The organism is Microcystis sp. M31BS1, from assembly GCF_020245285.1.
GTDB classification, from domain to species: domain Bacteria; phylum Cyanobacteriota; class Cyanobacteriia; order Cyanobacteriales; family Microcystaceae; genus Microcystis; species Microcystis panniformis.
In genome coordinates this window covers 19,493-39,630 of sequence record NZ_JADBVE010000191.1, presented here as the reverse complement: position 1 = coordinate 39,630, position 20,138 = coordinate 19,493, and the positions used below count along the sequence as shown (strand labels likewise).

Genomic DNA, 20,138 nt, shown 5'->3' with positions numbered 1-20,138 from the left:
TTTTGTACCGTCTTCGTAGATGTAGTTAGAGAGAATCGGATGGGCCGATCGCCCGTTAATGCCGATTAACTCCCCATCAACAAAAATGCCGCCGCCACTCATTCCCTGCACGATCTCGCCACTATAACCGACGCTGTAGCCATCCCGGAGGGGTCGATCGCTGACCTGTTCGAGGGTTCCCTTTGTCGTCCGATACTGTCCCGTTTCGGCAACATATCCCGCGGCCACCACTTCTAAACCGATCCTGTCTTGATTGATGGTAAACTTCGCGATGGTGGCGATCGAATAGTCCCGGGTATCGCTAAACTCCAGCAGAGCGAGATCTTGATTCTCCGATAGGGAATTGGGGACAATGCGGGCCGCACGGCTGTGGCCGTCGTAAGTTTGTACCTGTAGGGTTTTCGTGTTGCGGGTAACGTGGGCGTTGGTTAGGATAAGGTAATTATCGCCTTTTTTAGCAATAATCGTCCCCGATCCCCGATTTGTCTCGCTAGTAATCTTAACGGTGACTCGTTGTAGGAATTGCTCCTCGGTAAGCTCCCGATCGCCCTGTGCCGTCAGAATGGGATGATTAGAAATATTTCCGGCAGCCGGGGTGATAAGGGTTAACCCGGGTTGAGGCAGTAGGGAGAAAAGAAGGATGAGGGCGATCGAAGGTTTGATCATGGCTGTTACCTAGGGTTTGCTGAATAAATGTGAAATGTAGGCAAGGTAAGAGTTTTGTCGTTTTTCTCGTGAAACAGGTGCAAGATTTTGAGAGAATCGTGCTTCAAAACCTTGCGTCTTCATCGGCCCGGGTCCTGTAGGGGCGAAGCATTCGGGCAATAACCTATGGGTGAAACCGGAGATTTTCTATCCGAATGCTTCGCCCGTACTTTTTCAGCAAGCCTTACCTAGCTATTTTAAGTAGTAAGAACGAAGAAAAAAGAAGATACCGGAGGTGGTGAGAAGTGCGATCGCTGGGGGGATAATCGGAACCCAGAGACCGAAATAACTAAAGAGAAGCCAACCGATACCAGTAAGGGAAATCACAGCGATCGCCACTGTCAAAAGTACCGTTTTTACCCGAAGAAAACGCCACGTTAATAATCCCCCCACCAGAGACCAACCCAGCACCCAGAAAGCCTCCTGTAGGGGATTCCAGAAAGCGATCGAGGTACGTTTTCCTGTCATTGTATCGAGAATTTGACTGACTGCGTGCGCGTGCAAATAAACCCCCGGAATTGCTTCCGATGGGTTGCGACTAAAGGGGGTTAAAAAATCATCGATCCCGGGTTCTGTTACTCCAATCAGGACAATTTTTCCCCGGACCGATTCGGAATTAAAACGCGGATCTAAAACCTGTTGGAGAGATTTTTTCGGAGCAATTTTTGTGATTGCATCGCTGCCATTATCGGCGATTCGACGGTAAGCGAGCATAACTTGACGGCCGGATCGGGTATCGGATTGACTGGTTCTGTAGGGGCCGCGGTTGGATTGCAGCCAGTCACCAAGATGAGTATCCCCGATATTAATTTCTAGAATTCCCCGCTGCAGTTTATTGCAGTCAAAATCTTGATTCTGGGATTCTAGATATCGTTTGGCAATTAGGAGACTAAAACTAGGAGCATAATCTTTAAAATTACAGGACATTGAGTCAACTGTGGCCAAAGAATCCGGGGGAAGACAGGGAGAGGTGCGATCGAGTTTTGCCTGATATAAAAAACGACGAATTCGGGGAACTCCGGCAATGGTTTCGTCTGGGACTATGTTACTAAAACCACTCTGATTTTTTGGCAGTTCCGGGGGTGGGGGAAATCCGTCCGGTTGCGGGTAATTATTGAACTTACAAATCGAGATAAAATTAGGAGTATTTTGTAATTGTTTGGCTAGGGGTGGATAATCTTGACTGGCAGCGATGGGACGGAGGATATCTAAGGCGATAATTTGCGGTTCGTAGGGCAGTAATTTATTTAAAAGCTGCGATAATGCTTCTCCTGCGAGGGAACGTTTTTGATCGCTTCCTGGTATTGTTGGTCTTTTCATACCCATGCGATCTTGATAGGCCCAATCTTGGCGATCAATGGTAATAATTAATAATCTTTCATCGGGTTTATCTTTGGGTTTTAGTTGCATCAGGCGATCATAAATATTTAATTCTAAGGGTTCTAAAATTCCTGTTTCTCTTATTGCCAAGACTGTCATCGTTACGGCTAAACCTAAACCGAAAGTTAGAGCGAATCGTCGCCAATTTTGTTGTTTTTGAGGGGAGTTACTGAAACTATGCCAAGTGGGGGGTTCTTCGGTGGGATTGGGGCAAACTACGGGCAGCCAACTGGCACAGGGATAGTCTTTTTCCCAGTCATCGTGGAGATTTTTTTGGGCTTCATGTACGGCGCTATAGAGAGATTTATTATTGGTAAAAGCGGTTAAAAAGTATTGCAGAAATTTGGGAGAAACGGGATCGGGTAATTTCTCGCGCATAAAGATTAGATGGGGTAATGCCATCCCTTTTTCCCGGGATAGTTGTTGTGCCAAACCGATACCATCACAGGAGTTAAATATCGCTAACTTTAACCCGTTTTTAGTGGCTTCTCCCAGGGAAAAGCTAAAATCAGCTATCTTTAATTTATGAGTTTCTGTTAGTTGAATTTCGCAATCTTGGCCATCTTCTGTACTGGCACTATGACCACTAAAAAAGAGGATATTCCAAGTTTCTTGACGCAATAACTGATTTAATTTTTGCGGGTGAGGGGCTTTTTCCCAGATAATTTCTGCTCCTGCTTTTCCCGCAATATCGTCTAAAGTTTTGCGATCTTCTTCGAGAAATCTTAAGTCGGTGGCATAGCCTAAAATGGCTAAAATCCGAATTTTTTCATGATTTTTTAATTGTCTGGCTAAGGTATCGTATTCTGAGACAATAATGGCTATATCTGCGCCAGTATTTTGGAGAATTTCCCATTTTTCCCAGGGGAATCTTTGCAGCCAAATATTATCGGTTTGTACCCAGATACGAAAGTTATTACCAGAGCGCAGAATTGCGGTTTTTATCGGTTCAAATTCTGGGCTATTATTCAACCATCTGTTTAAGTTATCCTCAAATACTTTGGCTTTTTCTTGGCAGTTTTTAAAGACTAAACTCTGCTGAGAACTATTGGTAATTTGTTGGGGATTGCTATCTTTTAAGACTTTAAAAAATCCCTCTAATTCACTATAGTGACGTTGCCATTGACGGTAAAGAGTTAATAACTCTAAATTAGCTGGTAGCCTTGCTTTGATCACAGTTTGGGGACGAGAATTAAGATCGGGACGAATTTCTAATTTTACTTTAAATCCCCGATCGAATGTGCCATCTAGTTCGAGAGTTAGGAGTTTAATCATTAAGTTTTTCCTCGCTTATACTTGTAAATATTCGGTTACTATTGCCGATTCTAAAGCCACTTCAATAAAGAATTTATCCCCCAATTCAGCATCAAATCGATAACGAATAAATTCATCGTTATCTGTGGCAATTACTTCTCGAAAAACCTGACCAGTTTCGGTGAGAATACTTAATTTTAAATGGGGGGGTAAAGTGCTTGTTTCTCCCGTGGGGTAAACAGTCGCTTGCAGGCTAAATACTTCTTCAATTTTAGCGATAGTAACCATCAAAGCGAGGGGATTTCCCAGTAATTCTACTCCTAAATCTTTGATGCGTTTAATTTCTGTATTTTTGAATGCTGGAACCAGTGACAGTGAGCTAAAATTGAGGATACTTTGCCAATCAATGGGGAAATTATCAGTAAACCAATTGGTTAACTTGACGGGGGATTTTTGCCGACGGGTAATTAAAATTTTTCTCCAGTTACTATTGACGATAACTGCTGCCCATTCTTGAAAAGCAACGGCTTTTCTGGGAAAGATTAACTGAGGATTAGCTAAGATGTCTAGTAAGGTTGTCAATCTATCTAAAGATAGTTTTTCTTCCATCTTTTCTGGTTCAATCTTAACTGGTTGTAATTGACACTCTCCCCATAAATCCAAAGAATCTGATCCTGATTGCAGTTGATTTCTCGGTAGAGAGTAGTTAAGATTACGCTTAATATATTGTCCTTTTTCCTTAATATCTTTATGGGTAGTAGAACCCCAAATTCTCAGATAACTTTCGGCAGTGTTTACCTGTACCGCTAGATAATAATCACCAATTAATTGAGGAATATCTACCCATTCTTGAGGAATTTCGATCGCTTCTAGATCCAGAGTTTCGCTGGCAATAACTATTACTGACTTTTCGTCTAATTTAACGGTAAAACCATTAACTCCTAGTTGCCAGAAATCCTCTTGATTTTCTACTAAGCTAACCCCAGGCATCCCTGACTGTAGATAGTTAAAAATAACTTGTTGACAAAGATAATTAACATAAAATCTCTGACGAATACTGGCATCAGTAAAACTGGCACTTTTTGCCCAACTGATCTCTTGAACATCTGCGGGTATTTCTAGCCAAATGCTATCAGGAGTTAGTTCTAACCAATCATTAACCATAATTAATCCTCCTGAGTTGTTGCGCTGGTTTGATAGTAGTATGTTAGCCATGGTTCTATTGCCTTACTAATAACTTCTCTATCGTGAGACTGGGAAGGAATATGCAGGTTTTCGCTGGCCCAGGGTAAAAACTTTTTAGCGAGGTGACGATAAACTTTATCCAGTTCCCTAGAAACCTGATATTGTTTGATAACTACCGTGGTGATTTCTGTAATCTTAGCGGCAATTGCCACTTGTCCCAACCCTAACCCATAAGTCATCTCTAGAATTAACTGAATTTGCGGATGCAGTTTTGCCTGTTGCGGCTGCTGACAAATCTGTGAAATTTCTGCCCCTAACCAAGCTAGAATTTTTTGGTGGTTTTGTTGCGACTCGCGAAAATTTTCCGCCGCTTCTAATTGCTGCCAAGGACTATCATGGAGAGTATCTTCGATCATTTCCTCCCTTGTGCTACTTTCCTCATCCCCTAAAGGTTGCTGTAGGGAAATTGTGTTTCCTTGGGGAAATAAATAATCAAAAATAGCTTGTCCCGCATCCTCTAACCATCGGGTAATTGTCGCAGAATTGATTTTGATGGTAGAGTGGCTATCCGAGTTATAAGCAGCGGCGATTTTTTGCCAGATTTCTGGACTAGGTTCCTGAATTTTACCATCGGTTTTTATTTTTGCCTGGGCATAAATTTCTTTATAGTAATCCCAAGCTAAAAGGTAATTTTCGAGAGTTTCTCCCACTAATCCCCTCGCCTGGAGAGCTTGGCTGAGACGCGCTCCGGTAGAATTAAGTAGTAGGCTCCAAGTATTATGGCCGAATGCTTGACTAATCTGACGGATGCGATCGATTAAGCGATATTTAATCCTCTGGGTGGCAAAATTATCGAAGCGAGTGGAGAATAAAGGCTTAAAGTCAGCTAAGATAGCCTCAAAATCAAGAATTCCTTCGTTAAAGTAGTCTTCGATCTGATAATCCAGTTTAGCTTGATATTTGTGATAGATTTCGGCAGCAGCCCAGTAGCAAGGTTCCTGCAAATAAGCGTATAAATGCCCACGAAAAAGATGATTTTGGGAACCGTGATTCTGGTACTGTTGGTGAAAGAATAGAGACCAATACTCCTCTGAATCGACATTAGGATCGATTGGGCCATAGCTTTCCATGTGACGACGCAAACGCCGATCGCAATTCCATTGTGTCCTATTTTGCTGCAAAACTAAAAAGCAACAAAACTTCTCCAGCAAAGTCTCTCGTTTTTTCATCTAGCTAGTCCCCGTGGAGGTCAACTAAACTCTCTATCGTTCCACTTGCAGCTTTTATGCAGTATTTTGGCATTTTGTTACAAATTGATCATACTCGGTCTAGGAGAGTCACATTCACATACTCCCCCACCCCCAACAGCTAACCCCCATGGCGGACCAGAACGGGCATATTAAAAAAAAACCTGTCCACTGTTCCTGAGAAACGTTAACATAAATTAACAACCCCTTAACAACCGATAAGATCATCCTCAATTTATCAGGAGTTCGACAGCGTGAACAAAAACGGTAATAACAAAAAATGGCGCAATGCGGGACTATATGCCCTATTGTTAATCGTAGTCCTTGCCTTGGCCTCAGCTTTCTTCGATCGCCAGCCAGCAGTGCAACAAACTTGGAAGTATAGTGAATTTTTACAGGAAGTACGCGAAGGTAAAGTAGAAACCGTGCGCTTAAGTGCCGACCGGCAACGAGCGATCGTACCCACCCAAGATGGAGCAAATGTATTAGTTAACCTGCCCAACGATCCGCAATTAATCAACATCTTGGCAGAAAATAACGTTGATATTTCCGTACTGCCCCAAAGAGAAGAAGGAGTATGGGTAAGAGCCTTCAGTAGCCTATTTTTCCCTATATTGCTTCTTGTTGGTCTATTTTTCTTGCTCCGTCGCGCTCAAAGTGGTCCCGGTTCCCAAGCGATGAACTTCGGCAAATCGAAAGCAAGAGTACAGATGGAACCCCAAACCCAGGTTACTTTCGGTGATGTGGCCGGGATTGAAGGGGCAAAATTAGAATTAAACGAAGTGGTGGACTTCCTGAAAAATGCCGATCGCTTCACGGCAATTGGGGCAAAAATCCCCAAAGGAGTCCTTTTAGTCGGTCCTCCGGGGACTGGTAAAACCCTACTCGCTCGCGCAGTAGCTGGAGAAGCAGGAGTCCCGTTTTTTAGCATTTCCGGTTCGGAATTTGTGGAAATGTTCGTCGGGGTGGGTGCTTCTCGCGTCCGCGACCTATTTGAACAAGCGAAAGCGAATGCACCTTGTATCGTCTTTATCGATGAGATTGATGCTGTCGGTCGTCAACGGGGTGCCGGTTTAGGGGGTGGTAACGATGAACGGGAACAAACCCTCAACCAATTATTAACGGAAATGGACGGTTTTGAAGGTAATACAGGTATTATCATTATCGCCGCCACTAACCGTCCTGATGTGCTGGATGCCGCTTTATTACGTCCGGGTCGTTTCGATCGCCAAGTGGTGGTGGATCGTCCCGATTACGCTGGCCGTAAGGAAATCCTTAATGTCCACTCCAGAGGCAAAACTTTGGCCCAAGACGTGGATCTCGATAAAATCGCCCGTCGTACCCCCGGTTTTACCGGTGCCGATCTAGCTAATTTGCTCAACGAAGCCGCAATTTTAGCGGCACGTCGCAATTTAACCGAGATTTCTATGGATGAGATCAACGATGCGATCGATCGTGTCCTGGCCGGCCCTGAGAAGAAAAATCGCGTCATGAGCGAAAAACGCAAAACTTTAGTTGCTTACCATGAAGCTGGTCACGCTTTGGTGGGTGCTTTAATGCCGGATTATGATCCTGTCCAGAAAATTAGTATTATTCCTCGCGGTCGCGCTGGGGGTTTAACTTGGTTCACTCCCAGCGAGGATCGCATGGAATCCGGGTTATATTCTCGCGCTTATCTGCAAAATCAGATGGCTGTAGCTTTGGGGGGTCGTTTAGCTGAAGAAATTATCTTCGGTGAGGAGGAAGTAACTACGGGTGCTTCTAATGACCTGCAACAGGTGGCACGAGTAGCGCGGCAAATGGTAACTCGTTTCGGCATGAGCGATCGCCTAGGACCGGTGGCCTTAGGTCGTCAAAATGGTAATGTTTTCCTAGGTCGTGATATCGCTTCCGATCGAGATTTCTCCGATGAAACTGCGGCAGCTATTGACGAGGAAGTGCGTAACTTAGTGGAACAGGCCTATCGTCGCGCTAAAGAGGTTTTAGTCAATAACCGCGCCATCTTGGACCAGTTAGCACAAATGTTAGTGGAAAAAGAAACCGTGGACGCGGAGGAGTTACAAAATATCCTCGCTCATAACGATGTGAAAATGGCGGCTTTAGCTTAAGTTTTGTAACATTTTCTTGACAAACAGCATCCTGATGGGTGCTGTTTTTTTTGTTAAATGAAAATTAATGACAAACTTAAGCTGTTAATCGGGTGTATCTCAATTTTTGTCAATCCCACACAGAGAAAACGGGTTTCTCCGAGAAACCCGTTTTCTACTCATGTAATTTGGGATTTTTAAGCGGAAACTTTCTCCTAAAGTTGATTCAAGGTAGGGTTGATTCAAGGTAGGGTTGATTCATGAATCAACCCTACCCAAACCCCGAAGCGCATTAGTTTTTCGGTGGGATGCTTACAGATAGCTGCTGATATATCTGTAATAATTTAAGAGTCACTGATAATTAATGTGGGATGTACCCCTGTTAATCAGCTTCACAATACCCAGTTTAAATGCGTCTTAAGTAGGGAGGCACAATTATTTGTAGGATGGGTTAGCGGTAGCGCAACATGAGCGGACGTTGGGTTTCATGCTTCAACCCAACCTACGTTGATCTTATATTTAATTCCACCCACCCACTTAGCTTAACAGTCCTGTCTTTTCACTGTTCACTGATTACTGATTACTGTTCACTGATTACTGATTACTGTTCACTGATTACTGATTACTGTCATGTAGCATCGATGACTACTTCCTCTTTACCTATTTTAATTGTTATTTGTGGGGCAACTGCCACAGGAAAATCCAGTTTAGCCCTACAATTGGCCGAAAAGTTTAATTCAGTAATTCTCAGTGCCGATTCCCGACAAATCTATCGAGAATTTAATATTGGCACCGCTAAACCTAGCTTAGAAGAATGTCAGCGGATTCCCCATTATCTAATTGATATTTGTGATCCTCAAGATAATTTTACCCTAGCACAGTACCAAGAACAAGCTGAGGATTTAATCAGCAATCTCCACTATTCTCCTCTGTTTTTGGTCGGTGGTACGGGACTTTATATCAAGTCCATTGTCAAAGGTTTAAAAATACCGAGGGTTTCTCCTCAAGCGGATTTAAGACAGCAATTACAAGCTTTAGGGCAATCCTATCTTTATCAAATTCTGACGCAGGTAGATGAGGAGGCTGCTAAAAAAATTCATCCCCATGATCAGGTCAGGACTTTACGCGCTTTAGAGGTTTTTTATCTGACAGGAAAACCTATCTCTAGTCAGCAGGGAGAAAATCCTCCCACTTATCCGATTTTACAAATTGGTTTAGATTGTTCCCCAGAAAGTTTAGGCAAGCGGATCACTGTTCGTACTGATCAAATGATCGCCAGGGGATTAGTAGCAGAGGTGCAGAATTTGGGGGATAAATACGGTTGGGATTTGCCACTTTTGCAGACTTTGGGTTATGCAGAGATTAAGCAATATCTGCTCGGGGAAATTTCTTTAGAACAGGCGATCGATTTAATTATCCTCCACACCCGTCAATTTGCTAAACGTCAGCGCACTTGGTTTCGTGCCGATGCTGATATTGTCTGGTTTCCCATCGATAAAGAAAATTTATTGAAATCGGTAGAACGAAAAATTATTTTGTTTCTTGAGGGGTTGTCAAGGCCCGATATAAAAACACATCATCCTGATTAAGGATTAACTGAAAGTTCTCATTTTGATGCAGTTTATTTAAGTGATCATCAATTAGTTCTGGTGAACTAGACCAACCGGGATGACGGCGATCGAGTAGGATATAATTAAATTGATTTAAATCTAGGGATTGGGAACCTTCGATCGCTAATTTGATCATTTCTCGATGGGTAAGATGGGGGGCAATTCTAGAAGTAGTCAAGACACTCTCACTGGTGGTAATTTGGGTGAGAGCTTTTTGGGTGGCGGACCAAGTATCGAGGGAATTTAAATACAGTGACCAAAAATAGCCATATTTAGCTAAGGCAAAAAAGGCAATAATTGCCCAAGTAATTATCCATTTAGGCTGCTTCAACCAGCTGCTATTATGGGCTAAAGTGGCGATAACCGCTAGAAATAAAAAGGGCAAAATTGGCAGGGAATATTGAGTGGTTAAGTTTTTTTGTGGGGCATGATCTGCTAATAAATTTAAAGCGAGTGCGGGAATAGCAGCAATTATTGGGGCAGAATAGCGCCAGGATAAACCCCAAACTAAGGGAATAATTAATAGGATGAGGTATTCTAGATTGTTGCCAGTAAAGATTTTTCCTAAGACAAGATCGGGTTTGAGGAAAAGATTAAAGATAATTGCTGGCAAACTATCTCCTAGATAACTATATCGAGAATCAGCCATTTCAATAACTGCCGATTTTCCTGTCAGGAGGGGAATTAATAACTTCGTGGTGATAATAAACCAAAGAATGCCAGTAATCATGGCAATTATTCCGGGGATTTTTTTCTTTTCCCAGAGAAGTAACCAGATACCCATTCCCAACAATGTTAAAGAGAGAATTGCTTTACAACCGAGAATAATAATGATTCCTAGACAAAATCCCCAGAGATTATTTAATCTTGCAGCCAAAATTGTCCAAAAAATGGCTGGAACTGCTATAACTTCTGGATGAAAATCAAAGAGATTAACATTAAAAATTAGGGGATAGAGCAGATAAACTAAGGCTAATGTATAAGCTTGTTTTTCTTTTAATCCCGCTTCTATTGCCAATTGCCAGAGGGGAAAAGCACCAAGAGAAAGGGAAAAAGCTTGCAATAAAAGCAGCCAATAAACGCTAGGATAAATTTTATAAAGTAAGGCTATAGGATAGAGAATAAAAGCGATGTGATCGCCTAAAATATGGTAGCCAACAAAAGATATAATCGGTGGTTTACCTTGAGAAATTAGGTAAACTCCCTGATCGAACCAACCAAGATCGAGAGCATTAGATTGAAATAAAATATGTCTGACAGCACTGCAAATAAACAGAATTATTGTCGCGCAACCAATCAACCAAAATAAATCATTTTTTTTGTGCATAATCGTTAAGTTTTACTGGGATTTTTCGGGATTATTACGACAATACTGCCAGGTATCTCTAAAATAGGAAGCAACTTCAGTAAACCATGCTTTAAAAATATTTCTGTTCTCACTGGTGACGATAACCCCATTAATAAACTCTTGCCATTGGGTATCATTAGCGGGAAGAATAAAACCATAATAATCACAATTTAAAGGATTGCGGGGGATAAGTTGATAATCTTTTCCTAGGGATAAACCGAGAATGACAGCTTCTCCAATTAGCAGAATCCCATCACTAGCAAAAGCATCTATTCTATTCCTTCTTAAACTTTGGATACCTCGCAGTCTTCCCGTCACTCCTTGAAATTCCTGATAGGTAGCAAGAGGATATTTTTGTCTTAGTAATTCTTGAGTGGTGGTATCTCGCAAAACTCCAATACTTATACCTTCTAAGGACGAAGAAAAGTTAAAATTCTTCTGATTATCACTCCGAACTAAAAACTGAGTTCCCGTCACAAAAAAAGGACGAGAAAAACTGACACCATCAGGTATATTTTTTCTGATACTATTGGGACCACACTCGAAATCAACGGTTTTATTTTCCAATAACTGGAAGCGATTAAATAAAGTGGATTTATAAATTTTGACACTGATGATCTGGAGGTTTAATTTGTGCTTTAGTTCCCCTCTGAGCAATTGGATAAAATCTAAGCATAATCCCTGCAAATTATTATTACTATCTCGATAGCCAAAAGGAATGGCATCTTCTCTCATCGCTACTTCTAATAATCCCGTGCGTTTAATTTTTTCTAGAACCGTTTCCGACTTAGCTGGGAGAGCAGCAAAAATATTAGATAAAATAACGAGAGTAAGAATGATTAATTTCATGACTTTTGCCGAGATTATTTAAGATTTGTTATGGACTTTATCCCATTGATCTAAAATGTCTTTGAATAATAATTCATCTAACCATGTTTTTACTACCACTGTCAAAGGTAAAGCCAATAACAAACCTAAAATGCCAAACATTTGAGCAAAGAAAATTTGAGCAATTAGGGTAATTGCCGGTAGTAAAGATACCTGTTTAGCCATGACAGTGGGTGTCAGCCAATAACTTTCGACATTTTGGATAATAAAATAGAGAATCAGAATAGCGACAATTTTCCAAGGTGCATCGATAACAGCAATTAGAATGGGAAAAATCACACTAGCAGTCGGTCCGATATTAGGGATAAAATTGAGCAATCCTGCTAGGATAGCATGAACGAGAACTAGATTAATTTGTAGAAGCCAAAGACCGAAACCACTGAATAATCCTACCATAGTTGAACTAATGGCAATTCCCAACAACCAATTACCTAAACCCGCTTCCGATAGGGTAAGAATTTCCTCGGCACGACGACGATAGAAGTTAGGAAATAATTTTAAGAAAGCTTGTCGATAGGGTTGGGGGTTGACTAACATCATGATTGCTAACACCAGCACGAATAATAATTGCAAAATTGCCGCCACTGAGTTAGAAAAGAAAGTAAAAAAGTTACTAAAAACAAAGGTTCCTAAAGGTTGTAACTGCTGGACTAAATCAGTTAAATTAGGCAAGGGTGGCAACCAATCAAATTGAAATTGTTGTCGCCATTGAATCGAGTTATTGCGGACTAAATCCCAAGCTTGCGGTAAAAGTTCAATTAATTTTTGAAACTGTTCGATAAAGGGGGGAACAATAATTATAAAAAATAAAATCACAATTCCTAGACTCGTCAGCAGGGTGATTAAAATAGCCAAACCCCTTTTAATCCCCAATCTCTGCAATCCTTTTACACATCTATTTAAGGCTACGGTAAACACGATCGCCATAAAAATCAATAATAACAGCTGTCGAATCTGCCACAATACATACAGAGCCATTATTAAACAGATAAACCCCAACCACTGACCAAATTTCACGACCTTGATTTATCCTATCGGGACAAGTTTTATCATACAGCAGTCGGTCGGCGGTCGGCAGGAGATAGGTTTTAGGTCTTGGGGTTTTGGAGTCTTGGGGTTTTGGGGTTTTAGTTCAATTTCCCCACTTCCCCACTTCCCCACCTCCCCACCTCCCCACTTCCCCACTTCCCAACTTCCCCACTTCCCCACTTCCCCACTTCCCTAACAGCACAAATCAAGTTCTGTATCAAAAATTTGCTAATTTTGCTGTTATGTGCTATACAGTTACGCATCAAAACAGGATAGAAAAACGAGATTTTTTTAATTACCAGACATTTTCTCAAATTTTATGGCAACTCTCCCAGAGTCAAATTATCCTAAAAGAAATCCTCTCCTAGAAAATCCGACAAGACTCAGAGAAATTGTGGCCGTTAATGCTTTTATCCTTGTACTAGGACTTCGATAATGAAAGAATTGGAGCGATACTATAAAGTTTTAGGGTTAGATCATGGGGCATCTCTCGACGAGATCAATCAAGCCTACAAAGATTTGGTGTTTATTTGGCATCCCGATCGCATTCCCAAAGATAATCAGCGTCTTTTGGAAAAAGCCACCGCTAAACTGCAAGAAATTAACCACGCTAGGGAACAGTTACGGCAAATTCATCAAAATTCTCCTAAACGCTCCAATTCCCCCCCTAAAACTGAAAAACAGCCCGCCCACGCCTATAAAACTGCGTCCCCCTATCAGCCTCACCCTAGCCAACCCAGCCAAAATTCCCAAACCCACAGTCATAAAACCCATAGTCAACAAACCCACAGTCAACAAACCCACAGTCAACACAGCCACTCCCAGAATAACCATCAGGTCCACAATCATGCCGCCTGGCGCCCTCACTATCGGGATTTAAACGGAGCCGATTTACAGGGAGCTAACCTGAAGGAAAAAGATTTCTCTAGTCGCAGTCTCATCGGGGCAGATTTAAGCCATGCCGACTTAAGCGATAGCTTCCTGCACAAAGTTAACCTAGAAAAGGCTAATCTGTACAAAGCTAATCTTTTTCGCGCCAATCTCCTCGAAGCTAACCTTAAAGGCGCAAATTTACAGGAAGCCAATCTCATCGGGGCGGATTTAAGCGGGGCGGATCTGTCGGCGGCAGATTTACGCGGGGCAAAAATTGGCTTCGGTAAGCGTATTATGGTGAAATTAACCGGGGCAATTTTAACAGGAACAATTCTCCCCGATGGTTCGATTCATCAATAGACCTCTTGCTAATTTTGATGTCCCTTTAATAGGAACTATCACCCGATGGGCATTTATTACACAATCGCTGCTGTTTTTCTAGGGATGCAATTAGCTGGAGGAGAAAATTTATCTGCAGCGAATCCTGATTTTTTACTGCTGCAAAAAGCTCTAGAAAAACACAATTTTATCGTCAAACTTGCCCCACCACCAGTGCGAGGAGCCTACGGTTTATTTGATAGTAAAACTAGAATTATTTGGATTCATCCCCTAGTTTTTGACTTAGGTATTGCCCGACCAACATTAATTCATGAAGCTGTCCATGCCGCTCAACTTTGTCATGGAGGCAAAACAGTTAAAGCTCTTAATTTAGCCATAGAACCACCGGCAATGACCAGAAGATTTTTTATGCATTATGAGGGTTTTAGCAGACAAATTGAAGCCGAAGCCTATACTGTTCAAGTTCAGCCCGATGGTCTGGATTTAGTGATTTCTTTACTGCAAAAATATTGTCCTTAGAAAACCTGTCCATAAATCTACCAATCTCGTTCTAATTCTTCGGCTACACGACGATAATCAGCGCTGGCTTCTTGGGCATTTTTACCGCGCCAATTGGTAATAGCAACCCCGTCTAAAACGGCTTTTTCGTGGGCCTTATAATTTCTGACAAAAGCATGACAGGCGGGAATACCTAATTCTAATAAAGTATTTTGTGCTTCTAAAGTTTCCTTAAGACTACGGGAATCCACTTTTGTTAATAAAACCCGATAGGCAATTCCTAGGGGTTTAACTGCCGTGCGTACCGTGTCAATTAAAGCCATTAAATCCATCGGTGCGGGAGGAGTCGGTAAAATTAAATAATCTGATTCTGCTATGACTGCGGTAAGTAATTCGGAACGCAAAGCTGGTGGTGTGTCAATCACGATCAGATCGTACTCGATAATTTGACGCAATTCTCCTAATTTCTCTGTATTAATTTGCTTGGCTAAATCAAATACCATACCCGCTTGATTTCTTTCTACCCACCAAGTGGAGGAACCCTGCGGATCCGCATCCACCAGCAAAACACGCTGATTCTGCCCCCAAATTGCCGCTAAATTAACCGCAGTGGTGGTTTTACCCACACCACCTTTACCGTTGACAACAGCGAGAATTTTCGGGCCATTAGGCTTTAATTGCGAGGTCATTTTCAGTTATCAGTTATCAGTTATCAGTTATCAGTTATCAGTTATCAGTTATCAGTTATCAGTTACCAGTTATCAGTTACCAGTTATCAGTTATCAGTTATCAGTTATCAGTTATCAGTTATCAGTTATCAGTTATCAGTTATCAGTTACCAGTTATCAGTTACCAGTTATCAGTTACCAGTTATCAGATTTGAGTTTTAAGTTCACTGATTACTGTTTACTGATTACTGATCACTGAATATAACTAACCAGAAAGTTTTTGATCTAAGATTTGGCTAGTTAATTTAGGATCGGCTTTACCGCCGCTTTTTTTCATGACTTGACCGACAAAAAATCCCTTAAGATTGGTTTTACCCGCCCGGAATTTTTCTAACTCGCTTGGATGGGAGGCGATAATTTCCTCGATCAGTTTTTCGATCGCAGAACTGTCAGAAATTTGTATTAATCCTTTCTTTTCCACCAGTGTTTTTGGTGAACCGCCCTGGGTGAGAAGTTCCGGTAAAATTTCCTTAGCAATTTTGCCACTAATTGTTCCCGTTTCAATCAGTTTAACTAATTCCGCTAAGTCTGGTGCTTGCAGGGCAATTTCTGTGATCGTCAGCTTATTATTATTCAAATAAGCGGCGATATCTTGACTGATCCAGTTAGCGACTAATTTCGCATTTGCCCCGGCAATTACCGCAGTTTCAAAATATTCAGCCACGGTGCGATCATCGGTTAAAACCCTGGCATCGTAGGGGGAAAGACCAAATTCTTCCTCATAACGACGACGTTTACGAGCGGGTAATTCCGGTAATTCTTCCGCCCAAGCTTTTAACTGTTCGGGGGAGACTTCTAGGGGGGGTAAATCCGGTTCGGGAAAATAGCGATAATCGCTAGAACCTTCTTTTTTCCGCATACTAATCGTCCGTTGAGTAGCTTCTTCCCAAAGACGGGTTTCCTGTACGATTGGTTCGCCATTTTCGATCGCTTCAATTTGTCGATCGATCTCGTATTCTATGGCTTTTTGGATAGCACTAAAGGAGTTCATATTTTTGATTTCTACCTTAGTCCCGAACTTTTTAGCGCCTTTTTTGCGAACGGAAATATTGACATCGCAGCGCAGGGAACCTTCCTGCATATTACCGTCACTGATGCCGAGATAACGCACTAAACGCCGTAATTCTTGGGCATATTCCGCCGCTTCGGTGCCGGTGCGTAAATCCGGTTCTGAGACAATTTCCAATAATGGTACACCTGTACGATTAAAATCCACGAGGGAATGGGTGGAACCGGAGAGACGTTCGCTGCCAGCATGAACCAGTTTTCCCGCGTCTTCTTCCATGTGCAGACGGGTAATGCCGATAATTTTGCGGCTAACTTCCTTAGTTTTTTTATCGACGATCTCGATTTCTAGTTGACCCTGTTCGACAATAGGGAGATCATACTGGGAAATTTGATAATTTTTCGGCAGGTCGGGATAAAAATACTGTTTGCGATCGAATTTGCTATGAGGTGTGATTTTACCATCGATAGCTAATCCCAGTTTAACAGCACTGGCCAGGACTTCTTGGTTAAGGACGGGTAATACCCCCGGATAACCCAAACAGACGGGACAGACGTTAGTATTGGGGGGACTATCGAAGTTGGTAGGACAGGAACAAAATATCTTGCTTTTGGTGTTGAGTTGACAGTGGGTTTCTAAACCGATAATTGCTTCGTATTCAGTGGCAGACATATTTTCTCGCTCTAGCCGACACAGGAATGATCTGTTTACTCATTATAGTCGCGATTCTGGATCATTCCCTCCCTTCATAAAACTTAATACTGTAGTTACTAATCAATTTATACAGCCTGAATATAGCTCAAAAAAGATAATTGATTTAACCAATGTCCGCCATTATTTTTAATTTTATGGAATAAAACAGGGAAGCTTATCGATAGTTTTTCACCGATAAACCTAGCTTTTCTAGTAGCGACCACCGACCAGCGACTCCCGAAAAAGAAAACTTACCACCTCACTATGAAGATAACCGCCACAAATCGTAGCAAAAATTAACTTCTAGAGGCGGGATATTCGCTTAGTATAGAAACAGAGAGATTATACCTGAGAACTGACCCCATAACCAGCCAAAAGCAATATGAGCGGTGAAAGTGATCATTTTCTAGGCGAGTATTGCCTTAGTAAGTAGGTGGGTGTTAAAAATTGTCAGATACCTCCCTTATTAAGGAGTATCCCCCCTTATCAAGGGGGGCAGGGGGGATCAAGGACAAAATCTATCTTCGATTTAATTGAAACCACTTACTTAATTGACGATTTTTACTTTTTACTTGATTTTATGTCTTTAACTCTCTCAGAACAACTCAAACGAGAACAATTATCCTACCCCCAAACTCTCCTCCATCATCTGCAAAAGTTACGGCATTTTGTAACAGTAGAAGGAGAGGAGAAATTGCAGCAGTGGAAAAACCTGATTGAAAAGGAGAATTTTCAACCTAGCACCCGTAATTTAGCCTATTATCTCGCCCTGAGACAAGAAGATATCCGGGATTTACAATTAGCTTTAATGCCCTGGGGATTATCTTCCCTAGGCCGGATTGAATCGAAAGTTTTACCGACTCTCGATGCGGTAATTGCCACTTTAGGGGCGGTTTGTCATCAAGAAGCCTCATTATTACCCAAACATCCCCCTTTAGAGGCATTTTTCCAAGGAGATCAACTTTTAGCCTCCCATAGCGCCGAAGTTTTTGGTCTGTCTTCCCCCCGGCGTCGGGTGCGAATTATGGTGACAATGCCGACGGAAGCGGCAACCGACCCCGATTTTATCGCTCAATTACTGCGTTGCGGGATGGACTGTATTCGCATTAATTGCGCCCATGATGGCCCGAAAGAGTGGCAGGGAATGATCGAAAATCTGCGCGAGGCGGTCAAAAATCCCGAAAATTTAGTCAATGGACATACCTGTAAGGTTTATATGGACTTAGCCGGCCCGAAAATCCGTTTAGAAGAGATTTTAGCCCCCCAGTCCCAAACCAAACTATATCAAGGGGATTTTCTCCTCTTAACCACCCAACCGCCTCACACTGCCCATCCTCAGTATTTTCAGGCTAATTGTTCCCAACCGGAAATTATTCCCCAAATTCCCGTCGGGGCGAAAGTTTGGATTGATGATGGTCATATTGGGGCTGAAGTTATTGCCATAATGCCAGAAGGTCTCTTACTAAAAATTACCCACGCTAGGGAGAAAGGGGAAAAACTCAAAGCAGATAAAGGCCTAAATTTCCCCGATACCGTCTTAAATATCGATCCTTTGACCGCAAAAGACCGGCAAGATTTAGATTTTATTGCCCAAAATGCCGATATTATCGGTTACTCTTTTGTACAAAAAGCCAGCGATATCGAGACACTACAGCTAGAGTTACAAAGTCGTTTGGGGGATGCTTGGCGACAAAAAGCAATTGTGGCCAAAATAGAAACACCTTTAGCCGTGAAAAATCTACCGGAATTAATCATCCATGCCGCCGGTAAACAACCTTTTGGGGTAATGATTGCCCGGGGTGATTTGGCCGTAGAAATTGGCTATCAAAGACTAGCAGAAATTCAAGAGGAAATTCTCTGGTTATGCGAAGCGGCCCATATTCCGGTAATTTGGGCCACCCAAGTCCTAGAAAATCTGGTCAAGAAAAGTATTCCTTCCCGGGCCGAGATTACGGATGCCGCTATGGCCGAAAGAGCCGAATGTGTCATGCTTAATAAGGGGGAATATATCCGTGAAGCGGTGACAATTCTCGATGATGTTTTACAAAGAATGCAGAGCCACCAAGCTAAAAAAACGCCACAATTACGCGCTCTCCATTCTTGGGTTTAAGCGGTTATCAGTTATTAGTTATTAGTTATTAGTTATTAGTTTTCAGATTTGAGTTATTAGTTCACTGTTTACTGATCACTGTTTACTGATCACTGAAAAAACTTCCCACTCCCCCACACCTTTTAAACAGGATTGAGAATCAGAGGCAAATTAACGCATATTATTGACCGCACCACTAACCAAACCAGCGCTAACATAGCGACCATAACCATCAAGACGGTTTTGTTGAGCGATTCGGGAGGGATTATTGACGAGATCGGCAACTCCCGCACCCATCATCACCACGGAGATAACTGCGATTAAGTAGTTACGGACAAAAGTTTGATTTTGGTGGTTGGCTAACATGGTTGTCACCTCTCTTTCCTGTCGATAACCTTAGAATACGAGAGGGTTTGGGGTGATGTCAGTCCCATAATTCCGGGTGACAGAAGTGGAAAAAAGTGGAATCCACAGACAAGCTATGATTTTTTGTCGATTAGAATCGGTAAATAGGGAATCGGGAACAGGAAAAGGGCAATATTCGTCGCTTATATGGTTAAATAATCAGTAAATTGCCTAAAAACTGACATATTCTCCAGAATATGACCCTAGAAACAGCGATTATGACCATAAAATTTTTCTGGCCTTTAGTTTTAGGATTATCTATTGTTATTATTGACAATGGGCAATATCTGAGAGCAGAAACGGTAACTTTGAGCGCCAGTCAACGCCAACAACTGCGATCACTAGATGCTAAGATTATTTTACCTAACTATATTCCTCCCGGATTTCGGGCCAGCGAGATTAAAATCCTCGCAGAAGAGAGGAAAGGATACGCAGTCCTCTTTGAAAATGCCGAGAATAGCTGTTTTTTGGTGGAGGGAATCGAAAACGCCAGGGGCGATGATGGTTTAGAATTAGAGGGAACCCTAGCGCTCAATTCCCCACTATTTGGAGAAGGATACTGGCTTAATTATGGTACACCTAAAAACTCGGAATTAAGGCAACAATTCCCCGAACCTGATTTGTATTCCGATTGGATGAAAATGGGAGAATATTTTTATCGTCTCAGTGGGGCATTAATTGCCCGGGAGGAGTATGATTATCCTAATTGCCGTCAAGATATTTCCCCATCGGAAGCGGTTAAAATAATCGAATCTTTTGGAGATAACAATTAAA

The 20,138-nt window shown here is 42.0% G+C and carries 17 protein-coding genes; 7 read left to right on the top strand and 10 right to left on the bottom strand.

Going from position 1 to position 20,138, the window contains the following annotated elements; all coding sequences use genetic code 11:
- From IM509_RS11180 to IM509_RS11165, 4 genes are all read right to left on the bottom strand, one after another.
- On the bottom strand, positions 1-666 hold a 666-nt coding region (locus tag IM509_RS11180), incomplete at its 3' end, for a S1 family peptidase (protein WP_272079386.1).
- 231 nt (positions 667-897) lie between these two features.
- Positions 898-3,360 (bottom strand): CHASE2 domain-containing protein, encoded by a 2,463-nt coding sequence (locus tag IM509_RS11175; RefSeq protein WP_185237291.1) that lies wholly within the window; start codon positions 3,358-3,360, stop codon positions 898-900.
- Between the two features lie 15 nt (positions 3,361-3,375).
- Complete coding sequence (locus IM509_RS11170) at positions 3,376-4,503, bottom strand: DUF1822 family protein (protein WP_185237293.1); 1,128 nt, start codon at positions 4,501-4,503, stop codon at positions 3,376-3,378.
- A 2-nt stretch (positions 4,504-4,505) separates the two neighbouring features.
- On the bottom strand, positions 4,506-5,753 hold the full coding sequence (locus IM509_RS11165) for a sigma-70 family RNA polymerase sigma factor (protein ID WP_185237290.1): 1,248 nt from the start codon (positions 5,751-5,753) through the stop codon (positions 4,506-4,508).
- 272 nt (positions 5,754-6,025) lie between these two features.
- Between IM509_RS11165 and ftsH3 the strand changes: the two genes are divergently transcribed.
- The gene (ftsH3, locus tag IM509_RS11160; RefSeq protein WP_052275780.1) at positions 6,026-7,879 is read left to right on the top strand and encodes an ATP-dependent zinc metalloprotease FtsH3; all 1,854 of its coding nucleotides are present in this window, start codon (positions 6,026-6,028) and stop codon (positions 7,877-7,879) included.
- Positions 7,880-8,499: 620 nt separating this feature from the next.
- Complete coding sequence (miaA, locus tag IM509_RS11155; protein WP_052275781.1) at positions 8,500-9,447, top strand: tRNA (adenosine(37)-N6)-dimethylallyltransferase MiaA; 948 nt, start codon at positions 8,500-8,502, stop codon at positions 9,445-9,447.
- Here miaA and IM509_RS11150 read toward each other — a convergent pair.
- Genes IM509_RS11150 through IM509_RS11140 form a run of 3 tightly spaced genes read right to left on the bottom strand, consistent with a single transcriptional unit; the run spans position 9,389 to position 12,721 of the window.
- Entirely contained in the window at positions 9,389-10,795 is a 1,407-nt protein-coding gene (locus IM509_RS11150) for a DUF2079 domain-containing protein (protein ID WP_185237289.1), read from the bottom strand. The two genes, miaA and IM509_RS11150, sit on opposite strands and share 59 nt — an antisense overlap.
- A 12-nt stretch (positions 10,796-10,807) precedes the next feature.
- The gene (locus IM509_RS11145) at positions 10,808-11,665 is read right to left on the bottom strand and encodes an amino acid ABC transporter substrate-binding protein (protein WP_185237288.1); all 858 of its coding nucleotides are present in this window, start codon (positions 11,663-11,665) and stop codon (positions 10,808-10,810) included.
- A gap of 18 nt (positions 11,666-11,683) precedes the next feature.
- Complete coding sequence (locus IM509_RS11140; protein WP_185237287.1) at positions 11,684-12,721, bottom strand: AI-2E family transporter; 1,038 nt, start codon at positions 12,719-12,721, stop codon at positions 11,684-11,686.
- 447 nt (positions 12,722-13,168) lie between these two features.
- Here IM509_RS11140 and IM509_RS11135 point away from each other — a divergent pair, with 447 nt between their 5' ends.
- Both IM509_RS11135 and IM509_RS11130 read left to right on the top strand, forming a co-directional pair.
- A complete protein-coding gene (locus IM509_RS11135; RefSeq protein ID WP_052275784.1) occupies positions 13,169-13,966 on the top strand; it encodes a pentapeptide repeat-containing protein in 798 nt (265 codons plus the stop codon).
- 45 nt (positions 13,967-14,011) lie between these two features.
- Positions 14,012-14,464: a DUF8637 domain-containing protein gene (locus tag IM509_RS11130; protein ID WP_052275785.1), complete on the top strand. Its 453-nt coding sequence runs from the start codon at positions 14,012-14,014 to the stop codon at positions 14,462-14,464.
- Positions 14,465-14,481: 17 nt separating this feature from the next.
- On the opposite strand, the gene IM509_RS11125 is transcribed toward IM509_RS11130, so the two are convergent.
- A complete protein-coding gene (locus IM509_RS11125; RefSeq protein WP_052275786.1) occupies positions 14,482-15,132 on the bottom strand; it encodes a ParA family protein in 651 nt (216 codons plus the stop codon).
- Between IM509_RS11125 and IM509_RS11120 the strand changes: the two genes are divergently transcribed.
- On the top strand, positions 15,121-15,333 hold the full coding sequence (locus IM509_RS11120) for a hypothetical protein (protein WP_287716935.1): 213 nt from the start codon (positions 15,121-15,123) through the stop codon (positions 15,331-15,333). The genes IM509_RS11125 and IM509_RS11120 overlap by 12 nt on opposite strands.
- A gap of 43 nt (positions 15,334-15,376) precedes the next feature.
- On the opposite strand, the gene gatB is transcribed toward IM509_RS11120, so the two are convergent.
- Entirely contained in the window at positions 15,377-16,849 is a 1,473-nt protein-coding gene (gatB, locus tag IM509_RS11115; RefSeq protein WP_185237368.1) for an Asp-tRNA(Asn)/Glu-tRNA(Gln) amidotransferase subunit GatB, read from the bottom strand.
- Between the two features lie 601 nt (positions 16,850-17,450).
- Between gatB and IM509_RS11110 the strand changes: the two genes are divergently transcribed.
- The gene (locus tag IM509_RS11110) at positions 17,451-18,980 is read left to right on the top strand and encodes a pyruvate kinase (RefSeq protein ID WP_185237369.1); all 1,530 of its coding nucleotides are present in this window, start codon (positions 17,451-17,453) and stop codon (positions 18,978-18,980) included.
- Between the two features lie 150 nt (positions 18,981-19,130).
- Here IM509_RS11110 and IM509_RS11105 read toward each other — a convergent pair whose 3' ends face one another.
- Positions 19,131-19,325 carry a hypothetical protein gene (locus IM509_RS11105; RefSeq protein ID WP_185237370.1) on the bottom strand — a complete coding sequence of 65 codons (195 nt, stop codon included), beginning with the start codon at positions 19,323-19,325 and terminating at the stop codon, positions 19,131-19,133.
- Positions 19,326-19,561: 236 nt separating this feature from the next.
- Here IM509_RS11105 and IM509_RS11100 point away from each other — a divergent pair, with 236 nt between their 5' ends.
- On the top strand, positions 19,562-20,137 hold the full coding sequence (locus tag IM509_RS11100) for a hypothetical protein (RefSeq protein WP_185237371.1): 576 nt from the start codon (positions 19,562-19,564) through the stop codon (positions 20,135-20,137).
- Position 20,138 lies beyond the last annotated feature (1 nt).